The sequence below is a fragment of the Comamonas sp. GCA5 genome (assembly GCF_036541385.1).
GTDB classification, from domain to species: Bacteria; Pseudomonadota; Gammaproteobacteria; order Burkholderiales; family Burkholderiaceae_C; genus Comamonas; species Comamonas aquatica.
This window is the reverse complement of sequence record NZ_JAZHFR010000029.1, coordinates 20,194-43,432: the sequence shown is the minus strand read 5'-3', so window position 1 is coordinate 43,432 and position 23,239 is coordinate 20,194. Positions and strand designations below refer to the sequence as shown.

Below are 23,239 nucleotides of genomic sequence, written 5' to 3'. Positions count from 1 at the left end.
CGCGCTGGCTGCTGCGCGAAGAGGGCTCGGGCACGCGCGAAATGGTCGAGCACGCGCTGCTGCCGCGCCTGCAGCAGCTGCCGGCGGCGGCGGTGCTGGGCAGCTCGGAGGCGATTGCCCGCTGCGTGGCCCAGGGCCTGGGCATCAGCTGCCTGCCGCGGGTGCTGGTGCAGGCCATGCTGGACGATGGCAGCCTGGTGGTGCTGCCCACGGCCTTGCCGCGCATGGAGCGGCATTTCTCCATCGTGCAGCGCGCGGGCAAGCATGCCTCGCCCGCGCTGCACGCCTTCACCCAGGCCTGCGCCGCGCATGCGCGGGCGCTGCAGCCCTGACGACCCATCTTTCAAAAGCGCAGCGGCTGGCGCTGGAATGCATTGGGGTTCAAGGTGATTTCAATCTGAAAACACCGCCCAATGTGCGCCACCAGCTCTCTTTTTTTACTTCAGCGGAATCGGCGTGCTGCGCGGCACGGGCACGGCGGTGACGCTGTTCTGCGGCGAGCCTTCGATCACGCGGTCCGAGTAGGTCATGTAGACCAGGGTGTTGCGCGTGCTGTCCACCATGCGCACCACGCGCAGGCGCTTGAATAGCAGCGAGGTGCGCTCGGTGAACACCTCTTCCTGCTGGCGCAGCGGTGCCGGGATGCTGATGGTGCCCGTGGCGTGGCAGCTGATGGAGGCTTCCGAGCGGTCCTCGGCCAGGCCCAGGCCGCCCTTGATGCCGCCGGTCTTGGCCCGCGACACGTAGCAGGTCACGCCCGGCACCTTGGGGTCGTCGTAGGCGTCGACCACGATCTTGTGGTCCGGGCCCAGCAGCTTGAACACCGTGTCCACGGAGCCGATGGTTTGCGCCTCGGCCAGCGCCTGCCCGCAGCCCAGCAGCAGGGCGCAGGCCATCCAGAGTCGTTGAGTTTTCGGTTGCATGGCTGCAAGCATACGGGCTGCGGGCCTGCAGGGGGTGCCGGCATGCACGACCTGCCAGGGGTGTCTTGTATACAAGCGGCCGCATGCGCTGCGCCGGCGCGCGACAATGCCGTCCCTTTGGCATGCGCGTGCCCCCCGTTCCTGGTGCCGGCAGCGCGCGGCCTGCCGTCTGCAGGCCGCTTTGGACCCGTGATCTTCCATGTCTTCTTCCTCGATGGCGCCGCCCTCCGTGCTGGCAGCGCCCGCTTTGCTATTGATGGCCGTGGCCTGCGGCCTGTGTGCCGGTGGCAACTACTACAACCAGGCCTTGCTGCATTCGATTGCGCTGCATTTCGGTGTGGACCAGGCCGCCGCCGGCCTGTCGGTGACCGTGGCGCAGGTGGCCTATGCCGTGGGCCTGCTGTGCATCACCCCGCTGGGTGACAAGCTGGAGCGCCGCCGCATGGCCGTGGTGCTGATGCTGCTGGCCGCCGTGGGCCATGCCCTGGTGGGTTGGTCCGGCAGCTTTGCCATGTTCATGCTGGGCACGCTGGTGGCCGGCCTGTTCTCGGTCGCGGCCCAGGTGCTGGTGCCCATGGCGGCGGCACTGGCCGCGCCCGGTCATGCGGGGCGCAATGTGGGCCTGGTGCTCAGCGGCTTGCTGGTGGGCATCTTGCTGTCGCGCAGCGTGGCCGGTGGCCTGTCCACCCTGGGTGGCTGGAGCCTGGTGTACCAAGTCACGGCCGTGGCCATGGCCGTGATGGCGCTGTGCATGCGCCGCGTGCTGCCCACCTCGCGGCACCCCCAGCCCCTGCCGTATGCGCAGGTGCTGGCCTCGATGGGGCACCTGCTGCGCACCCAGCCGGCGCTGCGCCAGCGCACCCTGGCCAGTGCGCTGGCCTTTGCCGCGGTCAGCGTGATGTTCGCCACCATGGCCCTGGTGCTGTCCAGTGCGCCCCTGCAGCTCAGCGATGCGCAGATCGGTCTGGTCGGCCTGGCGGGCGTGACCGGGGCCCTGATCGCCAACCTGGCGGGCAGCTGGGCCGACCAGGGCAAAAGCCATGTGCTGCTGCGCCTGGGCGCGGCGTTGCTGCTGCTGTCCTGGCTGCCGCTGTGGTGGGGGCAGGCCAGCGTGGCCTGGTTTGTGGTGGGCGTGCTGCTGATGGACCTGGGCCTGCAGGCCATCAACGTGACCAACCAGTCCAGCGTGGCCAGTCTGTTGCCCGAGGCCCGCAGCCGCATGAACGCGGTCTACATGACCGGCTATTTTGCCGGCGCCTCGGCCGGCTCGGCCCTGGGCGTGTGGGCCTGGAACCTGGCCGGCTGGCAGGGCGCCTGCAGCGTGGGCGCCGGGCTGGCCGCTCTGGCGGGCCTCAGCGTCTGGCGTGGTGTGCGCTGGAGCCAGCGCCAAGCACTGGGTCAGGCCCAGGCCGCCTAAGGGCTGCAGCGGCCCGCACGGCTGGCCCCAGGGCCGCTGCGGTCAAGCGCGAACGTGTCGGGCGGTCATGGGGCCTGGACCAGGTTGGGCACGGCCACGTGCTCGATCCGGTTGCGGCCGTGGTGCTTGGCGGCGTACAGCTGCTGGTCCACCGCATGCAGGAAATCGGTGTGCCTGGCCGCCTCGTCGGGGACCACGGTGCCCGTACCGATGCTGACGGTCACGCGCCGGCTGAACGGTGACAGTGCGTGCACGATGGCCTTTTTCTGGATCAGGCGCTGGCAGCGTTCGGCACACCTTGTGCGCGGCGTCGGCATCGGCGCCGGGCAGCAGCACGACAAACTCCTCACCGCCGTAGCGCGCCACCAGGTCCCGTGGGCCGTCCAGGGCCAGGCTCAGCGTCTGGGCGATATCGATCAGGCAGGCATCGCCCTGGATGTGACCATACAAATCGTTGTACTGCTTGAAGAAGTCCACGTCGAAGAGCAGCACGGACAAGGGTTGCTGCTCGCGCTGCGCCTGCTCCCAGGCCGCTTCGAAGTGGGCGTCGAAGCTGCGGCGGTTGGCGATGTTGGTCAAACCGTCCTTGAAGGACAGGACCTCCAGCTCCTTTTGCAGACTCAGCAGCTTTTCCTCGGTCTTCTTGCGTTCGCTGATGTCGAACATGAAGCCGATCAGCGCCTCCACCTCGCCCTGGGGGTTGCGCACCACGTGCACCACGTCGCGGATCCAGACATAGCCGTTGTCCTTGGTCAGCGCCCGGTAGTCGGCCTCGTGGTCCACCCCGCACTGGGACTGGGAGACGCAGAAATTCACCACGCGCTCACGGTCCTCGGGGTGCATGCGCATGGCCCAGTCCTCCACGCTGACCCAGCTGTCGACGCTCCAGCCCAGCAGGGCCTCGATCTGCGGGCCGATGTAGCTGAACTTCATCGAGGCCCAGTCAATCCGCCAGGGAATCGCCCGGGTCGACTCCAACAGGGTCTTGTACACGCGGTCATCGTTTTCAAAATCACCAGGCTTGGACATACTGATTTCCTCTTCGGGTCACGGTTGCGCTGTGGATGTGCGGTGTAGCAAGTTGTGTGCGCGGATGCAGAGCATAGCGGCAAGCGATGACAAGTCGGTAAGTGCTTTGCCCGCTGGTCGGCCTGCGTCGCGGTCTGTCGTGCGCATCAGACAAAAAAATGGCTCCTCAAAGAGGAGCCATGCGCACGGGGGCTGTGGGCCAATCAGGCCTTGGCCGCCGCTTCCACGTGCTGGCGCAGGTGGGCCAGGGCTTCTTCCACCTGGTCGACCAGCACCAGGCACAGGTCACCGGGTTGCAGGCGCGCCAGCGCATGGTCGATGGCCAGGAACTCGCCGTGGATCTCCGTGCTGTAGCTGGTGCGGGAGGCCCCCACCAGGCCCTGCTTGAGCAGGGCCAGTACTTCGCCGTCTTCACGGCCGCGCTGGCAGGCATCCTGGTACAGGATCACGTCGTCGAAGGCAGCGCCCAGGATGCGGGTCTGCTCCACGATGTCCTGGTCGCGGCGGTCACCGGCGCCGCTGATCACCACGCTGCGGCGCTGCGCCGGCATGCTGGACACGGCCTGGGTCAGGGCACGGATGGCGTCGGGGTTGTGGCCGTAGTCGGCAATGATGGTGGCACCGCGGTAGTCCATCACATTGAAACGGCCGGGGGCGTTGGCGCTGTCGTTGTGGAAGCTGGCGAGGCCGCGGCGGATGGTGTCCCAGGGCAGGTCGGCGGCCCAGGCGGCACCGATGGAGGCCATGGCGTTGTCGACCTGGAAGCCAATCGTGCCGTTGCGCGTCAGCGGAATCTCAGCCAGCGCAATGCTTTCTTTGAATGCACCTTCGGCGCAGACGATGTGCTCGCCTTCCACGTACACCACGCGGTTGCCCTGGGCACGGTGCGTGGCCATGATGGGGTGGTGGCGGTCGGCGCCAAAGTAGATCACCTTGCCCAGGCAGACGTTGGCCATGGGCGCCACGTGCGGGTCGATGGCGTTCAGCACGGCATAGCCGTTGGGGGCCACGTTCTGCACGATGACGCGCTTGAGCAGCATCACGTCGTCCACGGTGGTGATGAAGTTCATCCCCAGGTGGTCGCCTTCACCCACGTTGGTGACCACGGCCACCTGGCAGCGGTCAAAGCCCAGGCCTTCGCGCAGGATGCCGCCGCGCGCGCATTCCAGGATGGCGGCGTCGACCTCGGGGTGGGCCAGCACGTTGCGCGCGCTCTTGGGGCCAGAGCAGTCGCCGCTGTCGATCTGGCGGCCGTTGACGTACACCCCGTCGGTGTTGGTCATGCCCACGCGCAGGCCTTGCGTGGCGAAGATGTGCGAGATCAGGCGCGTGGTTGTGGTCTTGCCGTTGGTGCCGGTGACGGCGACCACGGGGATGCGGCCATCTTCACCGGGGCCGAACAGCAGGTCGACCATGGGGACGCCGACATTGCGCGGTTTGCCGAACGAGGGCGCCAGGTGCATGCGCAGGCCGGGGGCGGCATTGACCTCGACGATGCCGCCGTTTTGCTCTTCCAGCGGCTTGAGCATGGTTTCGCAGACCACGTCGACGCCGCAGATGTGCAGGCCCACGCAGGCCGCGGCCTCGATGGCGCGGGCGGCGATCTCGGGGTGCACGTCATCGGTCACGTCGGTGGCGCTGCCACCGGTGGACAGGTTGGCGTTGTTGCGCAGCACCACACGTTGGCCCTGGGCGGGGATGGAGTCGGGGGTCAGTCCTTCGGCGGCGATGCGGCCCAGGGCGATGTCGTCCAGGCGGATCTTGGTCAGCGCCGTGCCGTGGCCGGAGCCGCGGCGGGGGTCCAGGTTGACGAGGTCCACCAGCTCGCGGATGGTGTGCTCGCCATCGCCCAGCACCTGGGGCGGGTCGCGGCGGGCGGCCGCCACCAGCTGGTTGCCGACCACCAGCAGGCGGAAGTCGTGACCGGGCAGGAAGCGCTCGACCATGACCACGGTGCCGAATTCCATGGACGTGGCATAGGCCTTGTCCAGCTGCTCGCGGGTGGTGATGTTGACCGTCACGCCCTTGCCCTGGTTGCCGTCCTGGGGTTTGACCACCACGGGCAGGCCCACTTCCAGCGCCACGGCCCAGGCATCGTCCACGTCCTTGACGGGGCGGCCCATGGGCACGGGCACGCCAGCGGCGTGCAGCAGGCGCTTGGTCAGGTCCTTGTCCTGGGCGATGGTCTCGGCCACGGAGCTGGTCTGGTCGACTTCGGCCGCCTGGAACTTGCGGGCCTTGGAGCCCCAGCCCAGCTGCACCAGGCTGCCGGCCGTGAGGCGGCGGAAGGGAATGCCACGGGCCAGGGCCGCATTGACCAGCGAGCCGGTCGAGGGGCCGACGCGTTCGTCCTCGTCCAGCTCCTGCAGGGCATGGATGGCGGCCTTGGCGTCGAAGGCAGTGTCGTTCAGCGCAGCCTGGATCAGTTCCTCGGCCAGCGCCATGGCGCGCTTGCCCACGGCTTCCTCGGTGTACTCGACCACCACCTGGAAGGTGCCGGGCTCCACCGTGGCGTGGGTGCGGCTGAAGGTGACCTGGCATCCAGCCTGGGCCTGTAGGGCCAGGCCAGCGGCTTCCAGCACGTGGGCCAGGGACAGGGTGTTGTCCATGCCCTGGGCTTGCAGGCTGCCGATGGCTGGGAAGCGGGCGCGCAGCTTGTCTTCGAAGCCGGCGATGCGGGTGAAGTCGGCTTCGTCGGGCGTGCAGTGCACGACGCATTCGATAGCGGTGTTGCGGCTCCAGAGGTTGGGGCCACGCAGGGCGCGGGTGCGGGAAATTTCCATGGTCTGTCTTTCCGCTAAATTTGGGTCAAATTGGCATTCAACGTAGATCTAGCAAGCGCTGTTAGCTATCTTTTAATTACAGAGACTGGTAGTCGAAGGTCTTGATGCCGGCGGCGATCAGATCGGGCGTGATGTCCAGCGCCCAGGCCGTGGCGATCGCGGCCAGCAGGGCCGGGGTGTCGGGCTCGAAGCCGTTGACGGGGCGCAGCACCTCCAGGGTGCCCAGCACGCGTTCGGAGGTGCCGTGCACCAGCACCACATCGCGGCCGTTGAGCACCACGGCGCGGCCACCGCCTTCGCGGTGGGTGACGACCAGGGGGTGCTTGGGGTCCTGGGTGTAGAACAGCACCTGGCCGTCGCACAGGCGGGCCAAGTCGGCGGCCGGGGCGTCGTCGGCATTCAGCACGCCGGCGCCGTGGCTCAGCACCACGTCGATCTGGGTGCGCAGCACGCGGGTCATCTGGTCGGCTTCGAGCACGTCGTGGTCGGCCAGGCCTTCAAAACCGTCCAGGTCCGTGACCACGCCAACCTGGCAGCGGTCATAGGCCAGGCCTTCTTCGAGAATGGAGCGTGCCGTGGTCTGGATGACCGCGGCTTCGGCCAGGCGGTTGACCAGCAGACGGTGTGCGGCATGCCAGTTGGTGTTGTCGCCCTTTTGCGTCAGGCGGCCTTCCAGGAAAGTGCCTTCGCTGCTGGCCACGCCGGTGCGCTTGCCCGACAGCTGCAGCAGCCAGCCCACCAGGCGGGCAATGAAGGCGTTGTGGCGCGTGCCGGCAATGCCGACCACGGGAATGCGGGCGGCCTGGCCTTCGGTGTCACCGTCGGTGGCGGGGAACAGGTGCTCCACGATGGCCTGGCCCACCGGGCGGGACACGCCCACACTGGGCTTGAGGTGCATCAGCAGGCCGGGGCCGCCGTTGACTTCCAGGATGGCGCCGCCCTGGGCGTGCAGGGGCTGGCGGATGTCCTGGCAGACCAGGTCCACGCCGGCAATGTCCAGGCCCACGACCTTGGCGGACAGGGCCGCCATGTAGGCGACGTCGGGATGCACCTCATCGGTGCAGTCCACGGTGACCACCTTGGCACGCGGGTTGTTGCGGCCTTCAGGGTACTCGCCGCGGGAGGCAGCCACGACCTTGTCACCCACCACCAGCAGGCGGTGCACATGGCCGGGGATGTGGCGCTCGACCATCACGTAGCGGGTCAGCTTGCGCGCCTCGTCGTAGGCGGCGCGCACTTCGGCTTCGGTCGTGAGGTTCACGCCCACGCCCTGGCCCTTGTTGGAGTTGTAGGGCTTGACCGTCACGGGCAGGCCCATGTAGTCGGCCTCTTCCCAGGCGTGGTCGGCGGACTTCACCAGCTCCCAGTCGGGCACGGGCACGCCGCAGGCCTTGAGCAGTTGCTTGCTCAGGTCCTTGTCCTCGGCGATGCCGAAGCCGATGGCGCTGGTCTTGTCGGTCTCGGTGCTCCAGATGCGGCGCTGTGCGGCGCCATAGCCCAGCTGGACCAGATTGCCGTCGTTCAGGCGGACGAAGGGGATGCGGCGCGTTGCGGCCGCATTCACGATGCTGGCGGTGCTGGGGCCGAGGTAGCGGTTCTCGATCTCGGCCTTGATGGCCTGCACGGCGGCGGGCACATCGAAGGGCTGGTTGTTGATCGCGGCCATGATCAGGCCGTGGCCCTGGCGCAGGGCCACGTGGGCCACCGATTCCTCGGGGCAGCGGAACACCATGCGGTAGACGCCGTGCTGCGAGACGCTGCGCGTCTGGCCGAACTCGGCCGGCATGCCGGCCATGTTCAGCAGCTCGATGATGGTGTGCTCCAGCACATGGCCGCACCAGGTGCCTTCGGTCAGGCGCTCCAGGAAGCCGCCCCGGTGGCCGACGCCGCAGTGGTGCTCGATCAAGCCGGGCAGCCAGGTCGTCAGGCGTTCGGTGAAGCCTTCGATCTTGTTGGAGGGGTAATCTTCGAGTTCACCAAGGTCCAGCCACACTTCAAGCACTGGACGGTATGTCCAGACGCTGGGGCCACGCAGGTAGGTGGTACGAAGCAGTTGGATGTCTTTGAATGTCGCCATGGATGTCAGCGTTGGTGTGGAGGCTGGGGTCAAAGGCCACAGTCTGAAAAAGAGATGACCATCGTGTGCGGGAGGCAAAACCGGGGCTGCTTGTCAGCCAAACTCGCTCTTGCTGCGTTGAAAGGTGCAGCTCCTACTCGGAGACCACGTGTTCTTGCAGAGAATACGCTATGTCCCACCCCTTTGGCAGCTTGGCCAACGCAGGGTTCTAACGATTCAACATGCAACATCACCATCCTGTAGACGCTTCCAGTGTCTTCAATGACCCTTTGGGGGCTGAATTGCGGGCGCAGCTCGCACCCCATGAGAACGTCCAAGCCGCACTGTCGGTTGACTTGACGGTGTCGCTGCGCTTTGCGCAGGGGCTGCTGGTGCTGACGGATCAGCAGATTGTCGGCAAGAGCGCGGACGGCGACTGGCAGCGCTGGCCGCTGACGGCAGACCTGACGCTGCGCTTCATTGACCACGCTGGCGTGGGCACACTGGAGCTGCACAACCCCCAGCAACGCCTGGCCCTGTGGCGCTTCACCCTGGGCCAGCAGGCCCAGGCGCTGCGCTTTCTGCAGCGCTTTGAGCAATTCCGCGAAGCCCTGGCGGCCGGTGACATCCGCCAGGCCCTGGTGCCGGTCGAGGAAAACCGCTGCCCCGTGTGCAGCGAAATCCTGCCCCCGGACAGCGACGAGTGCCCGGCCTGCGCCCGCCAGGCCGGCCCCAAGGCCTCGACCTGGGTGTTGCTGCGCATCGGCCGTTTCGCCAAGCCCTACCAGGGCCTGCTGATCTGGGGCTTCGTGCTGACCCTGCTGTCGACGGCGGCCACGCTGGTGCCGCCGTACCTGACCATCCCCATCATGGATGACATCCTCATCCCCTACCAGAAGAGCGGTCAGCCGATTGATCCCTACCTGGTGGCGCTGTACCTGGGCGGCCTGCTGCTGTCGGCCCTGCTGGCCTGGGGCCTGGGCTGGGCGCGCACCTGGGTGATGGCCAAGGTGTCGGAACGGATTGGTGCCGACATGCGCACCACCACCTATGCCCACATGATGAAGCAATCGCTGGAGTATTTCGGCGGCAAGCGCACCGGGGACCTGATGAGCCGCATCAGCGCCGACACGGACCGCATCAACATGTTCCTGTCGCTGTACGCGCTGGATTTCGTGACCGATGTGATCATGATCCTGATGACGGCCGTCATCCTGGCGTCCATCAACCCCTGGCTGGCCCTGGTGACACTGGTGCCGCTGCCCTTCATCGCCTGGTTGATCCAGAAGGTGCGCGGACGCCTGAGCGTGGGCTTTGACCGCATCAGCCGGGTCTGGGCCGATGTGACCAACGTGCTGTCGGACACCATTCCCGGCGTGCGCGTGGTCAAGGCCTTTGCCCAGGAAGAGCGCGAGATCGAGCGTTTCCGCCTGGCGAACGTGCACAACCTGGAAGCCAACGACCGCGTGAACAAGGTCTGGTCGCTGTTCTCCCCGACCGTGGGACTGATGACGGAAATCGGCCTGCTGGTGGTCTGGGGCTTTGGCATATGGCTGGTGGCCCAGGACCAGATCACCGTGGGTGTGCTGTCGGCCTTCATCGCCTACATCGGGCGCTTCTACGTGCGCCTGGACTCGATGAGCCGGATTGTGAACATCACGCAAAAGGCCGCCGCGGGTGCCAAGCGCATCTTCGACGTGCTGGACCAGGTCAGCAGCGTGCCCGAACCGGTCAACCCCGTGCCCCTGCCGCAGCCTGTGCAGGGCCGCATCAGCATGCAAGACATCGGTTTCCGCTATGGCAGCCGTCAGGTCATCCGCAGCCTGAACCTGGACATCCAGCCGGGCGAGATGATCGGTCTGGTGGGCCACAGTGGCTCGGGTAAGAGCACCCTGGTCAACCTGATCAACCGTTTCTACGACGTGACCGAGGGCAGCATCCAGCTCGACGGCATCGACATCCGTCGCCTGGCGGTGTCCGACTACCGCAGCCAGATCGGTCTGGTGCTGCAGGAGCCCTTCCTGTTCTTTGGCACGGTGGCGGAGAACATCGCCTACGGCAAACCCCATGCCACGCGCGCCGAGATCGTGGCGGCGGCCCGTGCCGCCCATGCGCACGAGTTCATCCTGCGCCTGCCGCACGGCTATGACTCGGTCGTGGGCGAGCGTGGCCAGGGCCTGTCGGGTGGCGAACGTCAGCGCATCAGCATTGCGCGCGCCCTGCTGATCAACCCGCGCCTGCTGATCCTGGACGAGGCCACCTCGGCCGTGGACACCGAAACCGAAAAGGAAATCCAGAAAGCCCTGGACAACCTGGTGCAGGGCCGCACCACGATCGCGATCGCCCACCGTCTGTCGACGCTGCGCAAGGCCAGCCGCCTGGTGGTCATGGACCGTGGCGAGATCGTTGAAGTCGGGCCGCACGAAGAGCTGATGGCGGCCAAGGGGGCCTACTGGCGCCTGTACGAGGCCCAGGCGCGCCGCGCCGAGGAAGATGCCCAGGCCGCCGGTCTGGTGGTGACACAACAGGAGAGTGCCCGATGAGCCCCGAAATCCGTCTGGAGCGCAACCGCCATGGGCGGCTGTGCGTGCAACTTGCCGACGGCACCCGGCACGACACGGTGACCCCGGTGCGGGCCTTCCCCCTGGAGGCGCCGCTGGAAGCGATTTCCCTGGTGGGCCCGGATGGCAAAGAGGTCTGCTGGATCGAGCACCTGGACCACCTGCCGGCCGACCAGCGCGCGCTGCTGGAGGAAGACTTTGCCGTGCGTGAGTTCGTGCCCGTGGTGCAGCGCATCGAGGCCATCGATGCCATCTCCGTGCCCAGCGTCTGGACGGTCATGACGACAAGGGACGCACCACGCTGACGCTGCGGGCCGAAGAAGACATCCGCAAGCTCAAGGACCAGCACCAGTTGCTGATCGCCAGCCGGGACGGCGTGCAGTACCTGATTCCGGACGCCCGCCAGCTGGACCGGCAGTCGCACAAATTCCTGGAGCTGTTCCTGTAACGGCGGTGGTGACCAGCGGTTCCGACGAACGGCAGTCAAAAAGTTGAAAAATTTCCTAAATTTTCACCGCAAGCTGCCGATAGAACAGTCGGAACCTGTTTTTGTCGCCGCTTTTATTCCGTGAATCGAGGGCCTCGCCATGTCAATACCACCTGTAGAACGTACTCCCATCCAGTGGACCAACACCCAGGGTGCCAATCTGTACTCCACAGGTGCGTCGGGACCGGCGGCGGTGCGCCCCGTGCACGCGGTGAATGCCGTGGAGTCCGCGGACAAGCTGGGTGAGGGCGTGACCGTCACCATCAAGAGCCCGGAAAAGCCCTCGGACAAGAGCCTGAACGACCGCGACTGGACCGAGGTGCAGGAGAAGAAGGTCAAGGAAGAAGAGCAGGAGCCGCCCAAGGAGCCCATCTACAAGCAGCTGATCGAGCACATCCAGTCGATGTGGCGCGCCAGCGCGATGGCGGTGGAAGCGGCCCAGGAAGCGCAGAAGACCGACCAGCAGGAACGCAACATGCTGCAGGTGCGCACCGAGCCACTGACCTACGCCGAGCCCAAGGTCAAGCGCACCGGCGGTCTGTAAGCACCCCGGCGTCCACCCCATCAGCCACCGTCAGGTGGCTTTTTCATGGCCGCGCGGCTCAGGGTGTGGCGTTGGCGATGCCGCTGTGCACATGGCCAGCCGGCACATGGGCGCTGGCCGACTGGACATGGCCGGTCTGGTCGTCGAAGAAGAAGTCCGGTGCGAATTCGCGCAGGAACTCCCCCTTGGGCAGGCCGCCGAGGAACATGGCCTCATCCACTTCGATCTGCCAGTCCATCAGCGTGCGGATGGCGCGCTCGTGCGCGGGCGCGCTGCGGGCCGTGACCAGGGCCGTGCGCAGGCGCATGCCACCGGTCTCGCCCCCCTGGGCGGCCTGCTGCAGGCGGTGCAAGGCCGCCAGCAGGGGCTTGAAGGGGCCGTCGGGCAGGGGTTGCGCCACGTGCTCGACCTCGTGGCGCAGGAAGGCATCCAGCCCTTCGGCCTGGTAGACGCGCTCGGCCTCGTCGGAGAACAGCACCGCATCGCCGTCGAAGGCAATGCGCACTTCCTGCGGGTGGGCGCTGCTGGCGCCGGCCGATTCCGTCAGCACGCGGGCGGCGGGGTAGCCCAGGTTCAGCGCCTGGGTCACATCGGCCGCGTTGGCCGACAGAAACAGGTGGGCGCCCAGCGGGCGCAGGTAGCCGAACGGGTCGCGCCCCTGCGTGAACACACCGCGCTGGATGCTGTCCAGCCCATGGGCCTTGGCGCTGCGGAACACGCGCATGCCGCTGACCGGGTCGTTGCGCGACAGCACCACCACCTCGACCCGCCGCCGGTCGCCCTGGTTGAAGGCCAGCAGCTTGCGCACCAGGGGCAGGGCCACGCCCGGCGGCGCGGGCAGGTCCAGCCGCTCGCGCTGCAGCTGCTGGTAGGCGCCAGGGTCCTGGTTGAAGACCCGGTTCTCCTCTTCGAAGTTGAACAGGGCGCGCGAGGAGATGGCGACGACCAGTTGGTCGTGGAGGCTGATGGCCATGGTGGATCAGGCGGTGGAGGCAGGCATGGCCACTATGGTAGCGAGGAATGCCCGGGGCCGGCCGGCGCGCCGCCCCAGGGCCGTACCTCAGGCCGTGGCCAGCTCGGCCTCGTTGAGTGCGAGGGCGCGCAAGGACGCCGGGCGGTCCAGCAGCGGCAGGCTGTAGGCGCTGAACTCGGGCAGCGGCGGCAGCAGCTTCATCGTGTGCCCCCAGCGCAGGTAGCTGACCATCAGCAGGTCGGCCGCCGTGAACTGGTCGCCGCACAGGTAGCGCCGGCCGGCCACGGCCTGGCGTAGTGTTTCCACCACGTCCTCCAGGCGCCCGTAGCTGGCCATGGAGGCGTGTTCGGGCGTCTGGTCGGTCAGGTGGCCCAGGTGCTGCGCAGTCAGCGCGGCATCGGCAGGCCCGGCCAGGTAGAACATCCAGCGGTAATAGCTGCCGCGCAGCGCGCTGCCCGGGGCGGGGGCCAGTTGCTGCTCGGGGAACAGCTCGGCCAGGTAGGCCACGATGGCGGCCGTTTCGGTGATGACGGTGTCGCCGTGCAGCAGGGTGGGCACCTTGCCCATGGGGTTGAGGGCCAGGTAGCCGGGCGACTTCATGTCGGCACCGAATTCCAGCCGCGTCAGGGCATAGCGGGCGCCGCATTCCTCCAGCATCCAGCGCACCATGGCGGCGCGCGAGTGGGGGTGGAAGAACAGGTGCAGGGCAGGGGCGTGAGGGGTCATGACAGAGGGGGCAACACATGGCAACAGCGCCATGGCCGCGACTGTAGGCAGGCCTGCTGACAGTTTCTGTCAGCAGTGCAGCGCGGCCGTGGGGGCGTGGAAGGTGCCCGGCGCCCTGCCATGGGCGCTGGGTGGCCGCTGCGGCGGACAGCACCAGGCGCATGTGGCGCGGCCGTGTCAGCTGCGGTCGGTGCGGCTGCACAGCTGGCGCGACCAGCGCTCGATCAGGTGGGCACGGGGTTCCGGGTAGCGCTCGGACAGCGCCGTGACCGAGCGCACGCGGTCGGCGCGGAAGTGCCGGAAATCCTGGCGCAGCTCGCACCAGGCGGCCAGCACGCGGTGGCGGTCGAAGAAGGCCATGGCAAACGGCCAGATGCAGCGTTCGCTGGGCTGGCCCTTTTCATCGCGGTAGTGCAGCACGATCTTGCGCTGGTGGCGGATGGCGTGGCGCAGCGGCGTCTGCCAGGGCTCGGTCGGGGCGTCGGCCCGGTCCATGGCGGGCACCAGCAGCCCGCTGGTGTCCACCTCGATGCGCAGCTCCAGCGGCAAGGCGCTGCGCACGCGGTCCAGCGCCGTCTGGGCGGCCTGGGCCAGTGCGGGGTCGGCCTGCTGGTTGGCCCAGCGTGCGCCCAGCAGCAGGGCCTCCAGTTCATCCGGGGTGAACATCAGCGGCGGCAGCACAAAGCCAGGGCGCATCTCGTAGCCCATGCCGGGTTCGCCGGCAATCGCCGCGCCCTGCTCGCGCAGCGTGGCAATGTCGCGGTACAGGGTGCGCAGGCTGATGCCCAGTGCCTGGGCCAATGCCGGTCCGGTCTGTGGTTGGCGCGCGCGGCGCAGCTGCTCCAGCAGCTGCAGCAGGCGGGCGGAACGGCTCATGGCGCGGCGCTGAGGGGGCGTCAGCCCGCCAGGGCCTGGGCGCTGATTTCCAGGCTGCGCAGGCGCAGCGCGGGGTCGTGGATGTCGGTGACCAGGATCAGCTCGTCCGCCTCGGTGCTCTGCTGGATTTGTGCAAAGCCCTGGCGCACGGTCTCGGGGCCGCCGACCACGGCCAGCGCCAGGAAGTCCTGGATGGCGGCCTGCTCGCGCGGGCCCAGCTGCTGCAGGAAGCCTTCGACGGGCAGGGGCAGCTTGCCGCGCTGGCCGGTCAGGATGCCCAGCACGCGCTGCTGCGTGCTGGTGGCCAGGAACTGCGCCTCGGCATCGGTGGGGGCGGCCACCACGGGCACGCCGACCATGACATAGGGCTTGTCCAGCACGGCCGAGGGGCGGAACAGCTGGCGGTACAGCCCGATCGCCTGGTGCAGGAAGCGCGGCGCAAAGTGCGAGGCGAAGGCGTAGGGCAGGCCCTTCATGGCGGCCAGCTGGGCGGAATACAGGCTGGAGCCCAGCAGCCAGATGGGAATGTGGGTGTCGCTGCCGGGGGTGGCGCTGATGCGCGCGTTCGGGTCGGCGGGCCCCAGCAGGCGCTGCAGCTCGGCCACGTCGCGCGGGAAGTCCTCCTCGGTCTCGACACGGTCCCGGCGCAGGGCGCGCATGGTGGCGCCGTCCGTGCCGGGGGCGCGGCCCAGTCCCAGGTCGATGCGGCCGGGGTACAGCTCGGCCAGGGTGCCAAAGGCTTCGGCCACGACCAGCGGCGGGTGGTTGGGCAGCATGATGCCGCCCGAGCCAACGCGGATGCGTGTGGTCTGGCCGGCAATGTGGCCGATCAGTACCGCCGTGGCCGAGCTGGCAATGCCCGGCATGTTGTGGTGCTCGGCCAGCCAGTAACGGGCAAAGCCCAGGGCCTCGGCCTTTTGTGCGGTCTGCACGGCAATGTCCAGCGCCTGGCGCACCGTGCCGCCTTCGCGCACGGGCACCAGGTCCAGCATGGACAGGCGTGGTGTCTTGAAATGCATGGGGAACTCCACTCTTCAAACCGAAGCGTTCAGCGCAGGCTGCAGGCGGATTTCAGATGAAAAACCATCGGGAATCCGCAAAAAACCAGCGCTGTCAGCTCACTTTTTGCTGTCTTTGCGCAGGGCCACGGCATTCTTGCTGATGATGGCCACGGCCACGGCCCAGACGATGGCGACCACGGCGATGCCCCAGTGCTGCTCGCCCATTTCCATGGCGATGATGGTCAGCGGCAGGGCAATCAGCGCACCCAGTCGGATGAAGCGCTGCAGCGTGAAGCTGCTGAGCCGCTGCTTGTACAGCTGCAGGCCCACCACGCTGGCCACAGCCAGCACGCTGATGTAGAGGAAGACGTCGCCACCGTAGGGGGTGGCCCAGGTACGCAGGGATTCAAACATGCGTTCATTGTGCAGCTTGCGCATGACCCCGGCGCCGGCAGGTTATGCGGCACCGGCTGCCGCCCTAGCGGCTACGGGTGCGCCGTTGCTGCGCCTGGTCGTCGTCCGACGGTAGGGCCTGTGGCGTCGTGCCTGGTCCACCGCCGGCGTCAGTCTCCCTGACCGCGGCGCGTGCGTGGGCGTGCTTGCCAGAAGCTGAAGGCCTCCTGGTGCACGTCGATGTCGATCTCGGCCACGCGCTGCTGCATCTGGGCCTGGGCGTCGGCTACGCCCTGGTTGTAGGCCAGTGGAGCGATCTCTGCCAGGAAGAACTTCAGCAGACCGGCGGCGGCGACGTTGCCGATGGGCTCGTCCATGTGTTCGCGGAAATAGCGTTCGATGGAGGCCACGGCCTGCTGCTGCGCGGTGTCGGGGAAGGTGATCGGCATGGGCTGGACAGGGTTCAGGGTTGCAGGGTCCGCACGGTGGTGGCCATGCCGGCCAGCGGCAGGCGCAGCCACTCGCCGAAGGCGGGGGCGGGCAGGGTCCAGTCCTGGGCACGGGGCTGGGCATGGCCGTATTGCAGCAGCCACTGCACGCAGCGGATCACGCCGGCGTGCGTGACCCAGACCACGTCGCGCTGGCCGTGCCGGCTGTCCTGCGCCCAGCTGTGCCGCAAGGCACTGGACACGCGCTGCAGCATGGTGGCCAGGCTTTCGCCGCCACCGGGGGCGGTGTGGTACAGGTCCTGGCCCCAGGCGTCCAGTTCGGGGCGGGCGATGGTGCTCCAGGCCTGGCCTTCCCAGCGGCCGAAATGCATTTCCTGCAGGCGCGCATCGGGCACCAAAAGTGCCTCCGGCGCTTGCAGGGCGTGGGCCAGCTGCTCACACCTTTGCAGGGGCGAATGGCGCACGACGGCCTGCCGCGGCAGCGCCGCGCCGGCGCGCAGGGCGGCCTGCAGGGTGTGCTGCGGGTCGGCCGGCACGTCCAGCTGGCCGTAGCAGACGCCGGGGGCAATCAGCGGTTGGGCGTGGCGCAGCAGCCAGAGGGCGGGGGCGGCCATGGCTCAAAGCACGTACTGGGCCAGCAGCAGGCCTGCGACCAGGTACATGGCCAGTTCGCACAGCTGCTGGGTGGCGCCCAGGCAGTCGCCCGTCATGCCGCCCAGGCGGCGCTGGAAGCGCCAGCCCAGATAGGCGGTGACGACGGTCCCCGTCAGCAGCAGGGCTAGCACGGTGGCCTGGCCCAGGTAGACGTACACCGCCGCCAGCGCCGGCAGGCACCACAGCAGCCCGGTCAGCACGCCGCCCCAGCCCAGCGGGCTGCCGGCGATGTGCAGGGTTTTGGAGGCGTCCGGCTTGCTGACATGCGCCAGGGTGCGCATCAGCACCAGCGGCGCGGCGCGCGACAGCACGTGCACGCCCCACAGCAGCAGGGCGGCGGCGGCCACGTCGATCTGCACCAGCAAGGCCACGAACACCACCTTGGCCAGCAGGCCCAGGCACAGCGCCATGGCGCCATAGGCGCCCAAGCGCGAGTCCTTCATCACTTCCAGCGCCCGCTCGGCGGGCAGGTGGCCGCCCAGGCCATCGGCCACATCGGCCAGGCCGTCTTCGTGGAAACCGCCCGTCACGCACAGCGTGGCCGCCGTGCTGAGCACCGCCGCCACCCACGGCAGCATGGGGTGCATGGCCAGGGCGTAATGGCAGGCCAGCACCACGGCGGCGGCGACCAGGCCGACCAGCCAGCCCACGCCGGGCAGGTGGCCGGCACTGGCGCGCTGCAGGGCCGGGCTCCAGCCCACCCATGCTGCCAGGCGGCCGGTCACGGGGATGCGGCTGAAGAACTGGAGGGCCAGCAGGAAGTGGCGCAGAGGCTGCATGAATGGTGTGAAAAGTAGAGCTGCTGGCGCTTGCTGCATCAGCGTCAAGTGCCAAAAACATGCCCAATCCGCAGGCGGTGCCGGTGGGTAGGGGCCTGCGGTGCTCGTGCGCCGGGGGCAGGGCGGTGGTTGCACCACCGGAGCCCGCCACGCCCGGGGCGCGTTACTTCAGGAACAGCTGGTAGGCCGGGTTGTCGGTTTCCTCCACCCAGGGGTAGCCCAGCTGCTTGAGGAAGGCGTCGAACTTCTTGCTGTCCTTGGCCGGCACCTGCATGCCGACCAGGATGCGGCCATAGTCCGCGCCTTGGTTGCGGTAGTGGAACAGCGAGATGTTCCAGGTCGGCGCCATCAGGCTCAGGAACTTGAACAGGGCGCCCGGCCGCTCGGGGAAGACGAAGCGCAGCAGGCGTTCGTCCTGAGCCAGGGGCGAATGGCCGCCGACCATGTGGCGCAGGTGTTCCTTGGCCATTTCGTCGAAGGTCAGGTCCAGCGCCTCGAAGCCGTGCTTGTGGAAGTTCTTGGTGATCTTCTCGGACTCGCCCTTGGTCGGCGTGGTCAGGCCGACGAAGACATGGGCCTTGTTCTGGTGGCTGATGCGGTAGTTGAACTCGGTCACGCTGCGCGGCCCGCCGGGCAGCTTGCCCACCACCTCGCAAAAGCGCTTGAAGCTGCCGCGCTCCTCGGGGATGGTCACGGCGAACAGGGCTTCGCGCTCCTCGCCCACCTCGGCACGCTCGGCCACAAAGCGCAGGCGGTCGAAGTTCATGTTGGCGCCGCACAGGATGGCGGCGTAGGTCTCTCCCTTGGTCTTGTGCTTGGCCACGTACTGCTTGATGGCGGCCACGGCCAGGGCGCCCGACGGCTCGACGATGGAGCGTGTGTCGACAAAGATGTCCTTGATAGCGGCGCAGACGGCGTCGGTGTCGACCACCACATAGTCGTCCACCAGGTCCTTGGCGATGCGGAAGGTCTCCTCGCCCACCAGCTTCACGGCCGTGCCGTCGGCAAACAGGCCCACGTCGGGCAGTTCCACGCGTTCGCCGGACTGCACGGACTGCAGCATGGCATTGGAGTCCTTGGTGTGCACGCCGATGACCTTGATCTCGGGGCGCACGGCCTTGATGTAGTTGGCCACACCGCTGATCAGACCGCCGCCGCCAATCGCCACGAACACCGCATCCAGGCGCGGGCTGCCCAGCTTTTGCAACTGGCTCAGCATTTCCATGGCGATGGTGCCCTGGCCGGCGATCACGTCCGGATCGTCAAACGGGTGGACAAAGGTCAGGCCCTCGGTCTTTTGCAGCTTGACGGCGTGCTTGTAGGCGTCGGAGTAGCTGTCGCCGGCCAGCACCACCTCGCCGCCCAGGGCCTGGACGGCATCGATCTTGACCTGGGGTGTGGTCGTGGGCATCACGATCACCGAGCGGCAGCCCAGTTTCTTGGCCCCCAGGGCCACGCCCTGGGCGTGGTTGCCGGCCGACGCGCAGATCACGCCGCGCTGCAGCTGCTCGGGCGACAGGTTGGCCATCTTGTTGTAGGCGCCCCGCAGCTTGAAGCTGAACACGGGCTGCTGGTCCTCGCGCTTCAGCAGCACCTTGTTGTGCAGGCGGCGGCTGAGGTTCTTGGCGGGCTCCAGGTCCGACTCCACAGCCACGTCGTAGACACGGGCCGTCAGGATCTTGGTCAGGTAGTCAAAGGGGGTGAGGTGCTTGGTAGTGGTCATATGCGGCAAACCAGGTCTGGCGCGGGCATGAGTGCCGGGCCATTCCCAGGGGGTCCATCATAGGCATTCACCCTGGAGCACGTCATGGCGGAGCTGGATGACAGGCATCGCCAGGCAAAAAAAAGCCCCAAACCGAGGGGCTTGGGGCTGAATCCACCGTTAGAGGAGGTGGAGGAGACAACTGGTGCGCTACAGTAGACCACGCCACTGTGGGCATCGCGGGTGAAAACCTCGGCGATCCAACGCATGGCGCGCATTGTAGCCTGGATAATGCTGCGTTGCAACAAGATTTCAGGGTTTTCTGAACATTCAGGTTTGTGTGCTGCAATTCTGTTGGGCGGAACACCCCACTCAATGACTGCGTGAAGCAAGGAGAAAATGAACATGGAATGCACAGTCAGCTGGACCGGCGCGGCAGGAACCCGCTCGGGCATGGGCTTTATCGCGGAAACCGGCAGCGGCCACGTGCTGGCCATGGATGGTGCGCCCGATGAGCGCACCCCGGCCAATGGCGGGCAGAACCTGGCGCCGCGCCCGATGGAGGCCCTGCTGGCCGGTACCGGCGGTTGCACGGCCTACGACGTGGTGCTGATCCTCAAGCGCGGCCGGCACGACGTGCGCGGCTGCTCCGTCAAGCTGCAGGCCGAGCGGGCCGAGGTGGAGCCCAAGGTGTTCACCAAGATCAATATGCACTTCACAGTGGCCGGCAAGGGTGTGCCTGCTGCGGCGGTCGAGCGTGCGATTGCCATGAGCCATGAGAAATACTGCTCAGCCAGCATCATGCTGGGCAAGACGGCAGAAATCACCACCAGTTTCGAGCTGGTGGAGGTTTAAATCCTTCGCCCTATCTTCATGCAGCCAACCATGCAGCAAAAGCGCCTAAATGGCGCTTTTTTTATGGAACGGTGCCCAATCACAGCATGCTGGCAGTACGTAAAGCGCGGGCAGATGGATCGCGTGCGAAATGTTCGACAGCTAGTGGGTTGTGAAATGTGAGTAATCGCTTTAGGTGCAAGCGAGATTTTCCAAGAGCACCGTGCGCATTTCCAGCGTGCGATATGGGTGCGTAGCTGCAGTGTTCGCCGGGGCATGTTGCATCGGGGCAACAGAAAACGGCGTTTTTGCCTTGTGGAGGGGAATTTCTTTGCGCAAGGCAGTCCAGTCTGGTGCAATAACCCCCAACTTCCCCACCAGGAGGTTGGCGCGCTTGGCGGTAACGGGCTTGTTACAAAGTCAGATGAAACCGCTACGTGCCTTCAACAAACCTTGGAGTATCAAATGAAGAAATCTCTGATCGCTTTGGCAGCTGTTGCTGCTTCCGGCGCTGCTTTTGCACAATCTTCCGTGACCGTGTTCGGCGTTGTTGACAGCGCTGTTTCTTATGTGAACGGCCAAGATAACTGGTCTGGTCTGAACTCTGGCGGCAACCAAACCAGCCGTCTGGGCTTCCGCGGCGTGGAAGACCTGGGTGGTGGTCTGAAGGCTAACTTCTGGTTGGAAGCTGGTATCTTGGCTGACAACGGTTCGGGCAAGTCTGGTTACTCTGCTAATGAAGTTGCTAACGATGGCTTGGCTTTTAAGCGCCGCGCTACCGTAGGTCTGTCGGGCAACTTCGGTGAAGTTCGCATGGGTCGTGAGCTGACTGCTGCTTACAACGCTACCAGCCGTTACGACGTGTTTGGTCAAGTGGGCTTTGGTGCTTCCAAGGTGTGGGCTGACGCTGGCGTAAACGGTGACTCCACAACCCAGCGCGTGAGCAACATGGTGACTTATCTGTCGCCTGACTTCAGCGGTTTCCGTGCCAACGTGAACTACGGTTTTGGTGAAGACAAAGACGCACAAACTGCCAAGTCCTCCAACAGCGCTAGCAGCTACATGGGCGCTGGTCTGACCTATGACAACGGTCCTCTGAGCCTGGGTCTGGGTCTGGAGCGTCGCAATGACGGTGCTAATACCGGTGTTGGTGCAAAGGCGTTCGACGTGAATGCATGGAGCTTGGGTGGCTCTTACAATTTCGGCGTGGCGAAGCTGGCTGCTGCCTACCGCAATTCAGAAGCTAAGTACAGCATCGGCGGCGACAAGGACAAGACCAAAGGTTACTACGTTGGCGTATCCGCTCCTGTGGGCGCAGTCGGTGAAGTGAAGGCTTCTTACAACCGCTACGAAATCAACGAAGCTGGTGCAGCTAAGGAGAAGGCAGACCAGTTTGCTCTGGGCTATGTACACAACATGTCCAAGCGTACTGCTGTGTACGGCACCTACGCTTACATCAAGAACAAGGATGGTGCTAACGTACGTCTGAGCTCTGATGTAGCTCTGAAAGACGGCGAAAAGCAACACGCTGTTCAAGTGGGTATCCGCCACGCTTTCTAATATGAAGCTGAGCTAGCCTCAGTTTTGTTTAGATAAAAAAGCCAGCCTTCGGGCTGGCTTTTTGCGTTGTGGCCGCTCTGTAGCACGGGAAAACGAGTGTGGTTTACACGCGAAAACAAGAATTAGAACGTCTGTGCTTTTCTAGAATGAATTTGCATCCTGAATCGAACAATTCACTTCAAGGAGACAAGCAGATGCAAAAGAAAATCGTCGCGGTGGCTGCTACGGTGTTGTGTGCGAGTGCCATGCCTGTCATGGCCCAGGCAACGGGTGCCAGCAAAGTGGAACTATCGGGGATTGTGGATGCGGCGGTGCGCCACACCACCAACGAAGGGGCGGATCAAGGAAGTCTGACCAAGATGGTGGGCGGCGGTATGTCACAAAGCCGCTGGGGCATCAAGGTCGAGGAAGATCTCGGTGGTGGCTCCAAGGCCTTGGTTGAGTTGGAGCACCGTTTCAATACCGATACCGGTGACAAGGACGCCACCGCCCCATTTTTCCAATTGGCTTATGTTGGCCTACAAGGTCCCTATGGGCGCCTGACTATGGGGCGCCAGTGGAATGTGCTGTTCGATGTGGTGACCAGCGCGTATGCCTCTTTCCCATATTCACCCTACATGGATGCTTACAAGCCCGAGCTGGGGATGGCGATGGGGGCGCGGACCAGCAATATGCTGAAGTATCTGATTGCTACGCCTGACCGCAAGTGGGTGGGTGCCTTGCAGTATTCGTTCAAGGAAGGCAATGATGGCGCTGCAACGGCCAACCAAGCCTCTAGTGCTGCACTAGCCGCTTATGGGAGCACCTTGGGGGGCGGTGGATCACGGGCTGAAGCTGCTTCTGCTGCTGGCGCTGCCGCATCAGCATTGATCGGCCCGCAAACGATCAGCACATTGGCGGGTGGTGCTGTGAAGACGATGGGTGGTTATTTGCGCTATTCGGCAAATGGCTTGTCATTGGGTGGTGGTTATTTGCGCACGGAACTGCCTAGCGGAACCGATGTGGATGCTTGGACTGTGGGTGGCTCTTACCGAACTGGCCCTTGGTACTTCAATGCGGGTTATGGCTTGAACAAAGCCAAGTTTGCGAGCACCCCAGCGGATCCTTTGAGCCCTGCTGCCATGCAGCTCTCGATCGATCGCGCTTTGTTGAATGCCTACTGGGCGGGCCAAACCAATGGCGGTTTCCAGTCGGGTGATGCGGACAAGCGCCAGTTGTTCAAGGTGGGGTTCGGTTACCAGATCACGCCGCAGCTGAATTTGGGCATGCATTACTTCCGCGGCAAGCAGACCGGTTCCGTGTCGGGCAACTTCAACAGCACGGCCAACTACCTGGTAGCTGCAGCTGACTATGCCTTCAGCAAGCGCACAGACGCGTACCTGGCGGTTGACCGCACCAGCATCAGCGGTGGTCAAGGGACGGTGCTGGACAATACCAGCGGCGCCCGCAGCCGCACTGGCTTTACCGTGGGTCTGCGCCACCGCTTCTGACG

General features: G+C 65.9%; 19 protein-coding genes and 2 pseudogenes. 8 read left to right on the top strand and 13 right to left on the bottom strand.

What is annotated here, in order from left to right:
* Positions 1–332 (top strand): LysR substrate-binding domain-containing protein (locus SJH88_RS09285; protein ID WP_274754294.1); only part of this gene is annotated, 332 nt, incomplete at its 5' end.
* A gap of 105 nt (positions 333–437) precedes the next feature.
* Here SJH88_RS09285 and SJH88_RS09280 read toward each other — a convergent pair.
* Positions 438–896 (bottom strand): CreA family protein, encoded by a 459-nt coding sequence (locus tag SJH88_RS09280; protein WP_042414811.1) that lies wholly within the window; start codon positions 894–896, stop codon positions 438–440.
* 226 nt (positions 897–1,122) lie between these two features.
* Here SJH88_RS09280 and SJH88_RS09275 point away from each other — a divergent pair, with 226 nt between their 5' ends.
* Positions 1,123–2,340, top strand: a complete 1,218-nt coding sequence (locus SJH88_RS09275) for an MFS transporter (protein WP_260674250.1) — start codon at positions 1,123–1,125, stop codon at positions 2,338–2,340.
* 65 nt (positions 2,341–2,405) lie between these two features.
* On the opposite strand, the pseudogene SJH88_RS09270 reads toward SJH88_RS09275, so the two are convergent.
* From SJH88_RS09270 to SJH88_RS09260, 3 genes and pseudogenes are all read right to left on the bottom strand, one after another.
* Positions 2,406–3,369, bottom strand: a pseudogene (locus SJH88_RS09270) (GGDEF domain-containing protein).
* Between the two features lie 203 nt (positions 3,370–3,572).
* Entirely contained in the window at positions 3,573–6,152 is a 2,580-nt protein-coding gene (gene cphA / locus SJH88_RS09265) for a cyanophycin synthetase (protein ID WP_274754293.1), read from the bottom strand.
* 76 nt (positions 6,153–6,228) lie between these two features.
* The gene (locus SJH88_RS09260; RefSeq protein ID WP_274754292.1) at positions 6,229–8,229 is read right to left on the bottom strand and encodes a cyanophycin synthetase family protein; all 2,001 of its coding nucleotides are present in this window, start codon (positions 8,227–8,229) and stop codon (positions 6,229–6,231) included.
* Between the two features lie 221 nt (positions 8,230–8,450).
* Here SJH88_RS09260 and SJH88_RS09255 point away from each other — a divergent pair, with 221 nt between their 5' ends.
* The 3 genes and pseudogenes from SJH88_RS09255 to SJH88_RS09240 all read left to right on the top strand — a co-directional run bounded on the left by SJH88_RS09255 (position 8,451) and on the right by SJH88_RS09240 (position 11,800).
* On the top strand, positions 8,451–10,751 hold the full coding sequence (locus SJH88_RS09255; RefSeq protein ID WP_274754291.1) for a cyanophycin metabolism-associated ABC transporter: 2,301 nt from the start codon (positions 8,451–8,453) through the stop codon (positions 10,749–10,751).
* Positions 10,748–11,217 (top strand): annotated as a pseudogene (locus SJH88_RS09250) (cyanophycin metabolism-associated DUF1854 family protein). The gene SJH88_RS09255 and the pseudogene SJH88_RS09250 overlap by 4 nt, the downstream one beginning before the upstream one ends.
* Positions 11,218–11,356: 139 nt before the next feature.
* On the top strand, positions 11,357–11,800 hold the full coding sequence (locus SJH88_RS09240) for a hypothetical protein (RefSeq protein ID WP_043381669.1): 444 nt from the start codon (positions 11,357–11,359) through the stop codon (positions 11,798–11,800).
* Positions 11,801–11,858: 58 nt separating this feature from the next.
* Here the strand turns inward: SJH88_RS09240 and SJH88_RS09235 are convergent, their stop codons facing one another.
* The 9 genes from SJH88_RS09235 to ilvA form a co-directional block, all read right to left on the bottom strand.
* Positions 11,859–12,773, bottom strand: a complete 915-nt coding sequence (locus SJH88_RS09235; RefSeq protein WP_274754290.1) for a 5'-nucleotidase — start codon at positions 12,771–12,773, stop codon at positions 11,859–11,861.
* Between the two features lie 87 nt (positions 12,774–12,860).
* Positions 12,861–13,499 (bottom strand): glutathione S-transferase family protein, encoded by a 639-nt coding sequence (locus SJH88_RS09230; RefSeq protein WP_274754289.1) that lies wholly within the window; start codon positions 13,497–13,499, stop codon positions 12,861–12,863.
* Between the two features lie 177 nt (positions 13,500–13,676).
* On the bottom strand, positions 13,677–14,375 hold the full coding sequence (locus tag SJH88_RS09225; RefSeq protein WP_274754288.1) for a helix-turn-helix transcriptional regulator: 699 nt from the start codon (positions 14,373–14,375) through the stop codon (positions 13,677–13,679).
* A 20-nt stretch (positions 14,376–14,395) separates the two neighbouring features.
* The gene (locus tag SJH88_RS09220) at positions 14,396–15,394 is read right to left on the bottom strand and encodes an LLM class flavin-dependent oxidoreductase (RefSeq protein WP_210929604.1); all 999 of its coding nucleotides are present in this window, start codon (positions 15,392–15,394) and stop codon (positions 14,396–14,398) included.
* Between the two features lie 99 nt (positions 15,395–15,493).
* Positions 15,494–15,790, bottom strand: a complete 297-nt coding sequence (locus SJH88_RS09215) for a hypothetical protein (protein WP_045267674.1) — start codon at positions 15,788–15,790, stop codon at positions 15,494–15,496.
* A 149-nt stretch (positions 15,791–15,939) separates the two neighbouring features.
* A complete protein-coding gene (locus tag SJH88_RS09210) occupies positions 15,940–16,218 on the bottom strand; it encodes a DUF2164 domain-containing protein (RefSeq protein WP_274754287.1) in 279 nt (92 codons plus the stop codon).
* A gap of 14 nt (positions 16,219–16,232) precedes the next feature.
* Positions 16,233–16,832: a histidine phosphatase family protein gene (locus SJH88_RS09205; protein ID WP_274754286.1), complete on the bottom strand. Its 600-nt coding sequence runs from the start codon at positions 16,830–16,832 to the stop codon at positions 16,233–16,235.
* A 3-nt stretch (positions 16,833–16,835) separates the two neighbouring features.
* Complete coding sequence (locus tag SJH88_RS09200; protein WP_274754285.1) at positions 16,836–17,651, bottom strand: adenosylcobinamide-GDP ribazoletransferase; 816 nt, start codon at positions 17,649–17,651, stop codon at positions 16,836–16,838.
* A gap of 163 nt (positions 17,652–17,814) precedes the next feature.
* Positions 17,815–19,374 (bottom strand): threonine ammonia-lyase, biosynthetic, encoded by a 1,560-nt coding sequence (ilvA, locus tag SJH88_RS09195; protein WP_042414771.1) that lies wholly within the window; start codon positions 19,372–19,374, stop codon positions 17,815–17,817.
* Between the two features lie 384 nt (positions 19,375–19,758).
* On the opposite strand from ilvA, the gene SJH88_RS09190 reads away from it, so the two are divergent.
* From SJH88_RS09190 to SJH88_RS09180, 3 genes are all read left to right on the top strand, one after another.
* Positions 19,759–20,208: an OsmC family protein gene (locus SJH88_RS09190; protein WP_274754284.1), complete on the top strand. Its 450-nt coding sequence runs from the start codon at positions 19,759–19,761 to the stop codon at positions 20,206–20,208.
* Between the two features lie 444 nt (positions 20,209–20,652).
* Positions 20,653–21,747, top strand: coding sequence for a porin (locus SJH88_RS09185; RefSeq protein WP_274754283.1), 1,095 nt, complete (start codon positions 20,653–20,655; stop codon positions 21,745–21,747).
* A gap of 194 nt (positions 21,748–21,941) precedes the next feature.
* On the top strand, positions 21,942–23,237 hold the full coding sequence (locus SJH88_RS09180; RefSeq protein ID WP_274754282.1) for a porin: 1,296 nt from the start codon (positions 21,942–21,944) through the stop codon (positions 23,235–23,237).
* The last annotated feature ends 2 nt before the right edge of the window (positions 23,238–23,239 follow it).

Coding starts and splice junctions, on each gene's coding strand:
- SJH88_RS09260 (WP_274754292.1), bottom strand. CDS start 8,229: ATGGCGACATTCAAAGACATCCAACTGCTTCGTACCACCTACCTGCGT.
- SJH88_RS09180 (WP_274754282.1), top strand. CDS start 21,942: ATGCAAAAGAAAATCGTCGCGGTGGCTGCTACGGTGTTGTGTGCGAGT.
- SJH88_RS09230 (WP_274754289.1), bottom strand. CDS start 13,499: ATGACCCCTCACGCCCCTGCCCTGCACCTGTTCTTCCACCCCCACTCG.
- SJH88_RS09255 (WP_274754291.1), top strand. CDS start 8,451: ATGCAACATCACCATCCTGTAGACGCTTCCAGTGTCTTCAATGACCCT.
- SJH88_RS09200 (WP_274754285.1), bottom strand. CDS start 17,651: ATGCAGCCTCTGCGCCACTTCCTGCTGGCCCTCCAGTTCTTCAGCCGC.
- SJH88_RS09205 (WP_274754286.1), bottom strand. CDS start 16,832: ATGGCCGCCCCCGCCCTCTGGCTGCTGCGCCACGCCCAACCGCTGATT.
- SJH88_RS09210 (WP_274754287.1), bottom strand. CDS start 16,218: ATGCCGATCACCTTCCCCGACACCGCGCAGCAGCAGGCCGTGGCCTCC.
- cphA (WP_274754293.1), bottom strand. CDS start 6,152: ATGGAAATTTCCCGCACCCGCGCCCTGCGTGGCCCCAACCTCTGGAGC.
- SJH88_RS09185 (WP_274754283.1), top strand. CDS start 20,653: ATGAAGAAATCTCTGATCGCTTTGGCAGCTGTTGCTGCTTCCGGCGCT.
- SJH88_RS09220 (WP_210929604.1), bottom strand. CDS start 15,394: ATGCATTTCAAGACACCACGCCTGTCCATGCTGGACCTGGTGCCCGTG.
- SJH88_RS09240 (WP_043381669.1), top strand. CDS start 11,357: ATGTCAATACCACCTGTAGAACGTACTCCCATCCAGTGGACCAACACC.
- SJH88_RS09235 (WP_274754290.1), bottom strand. CDS start 12,773: ATGGCCATCAGCCTCCACGACCAACTGGTCGTCGCCATCTCCTCGCGC.
- ilvA (WP_042414771.1), bottom strand. CDS start 19,374: ATGACCACTACCAAGCACCTCACCCCCTTTGACTACCTGACCAAGATC.
- SJH88_RS09280 (WP_042414811.1), bottom strand. CDS start 896: ATGGCCTGCGCCCTGCTGCTGGGCTGCGGGCAGGCGCTGGCCGAGGCG.
- SJH88_RS09225 (WP_274754288.1), bottom strand. CDS start 14,375: ATGAGCCGTTCCGCCCGCCTGCTGCAGCTGCTGGAGCAGCTGCGCCGC.
- SJH88_RS09215 (WP_045267674.1), bottom strand. CDS start 15,790: ATGTTTGAATCCCTGCGTACCTGGGCCACCCCCTACGGTGGCGACGTC.
- SJH88_RS09190 (WP_274754284.1), top strand. CDS start 19,759: ATGGAATGCACAGTCAGCTGGACCGGCGCGGCAGGAACCCGCTCGGGC.
- SJH88_RS09275 (WP_260674250.1), top strand. CDS start 1,123: ATGTCTTCTTCCTCGATGGCGCCGCCCTCCGTGCTGGCAGCGCCCGCT.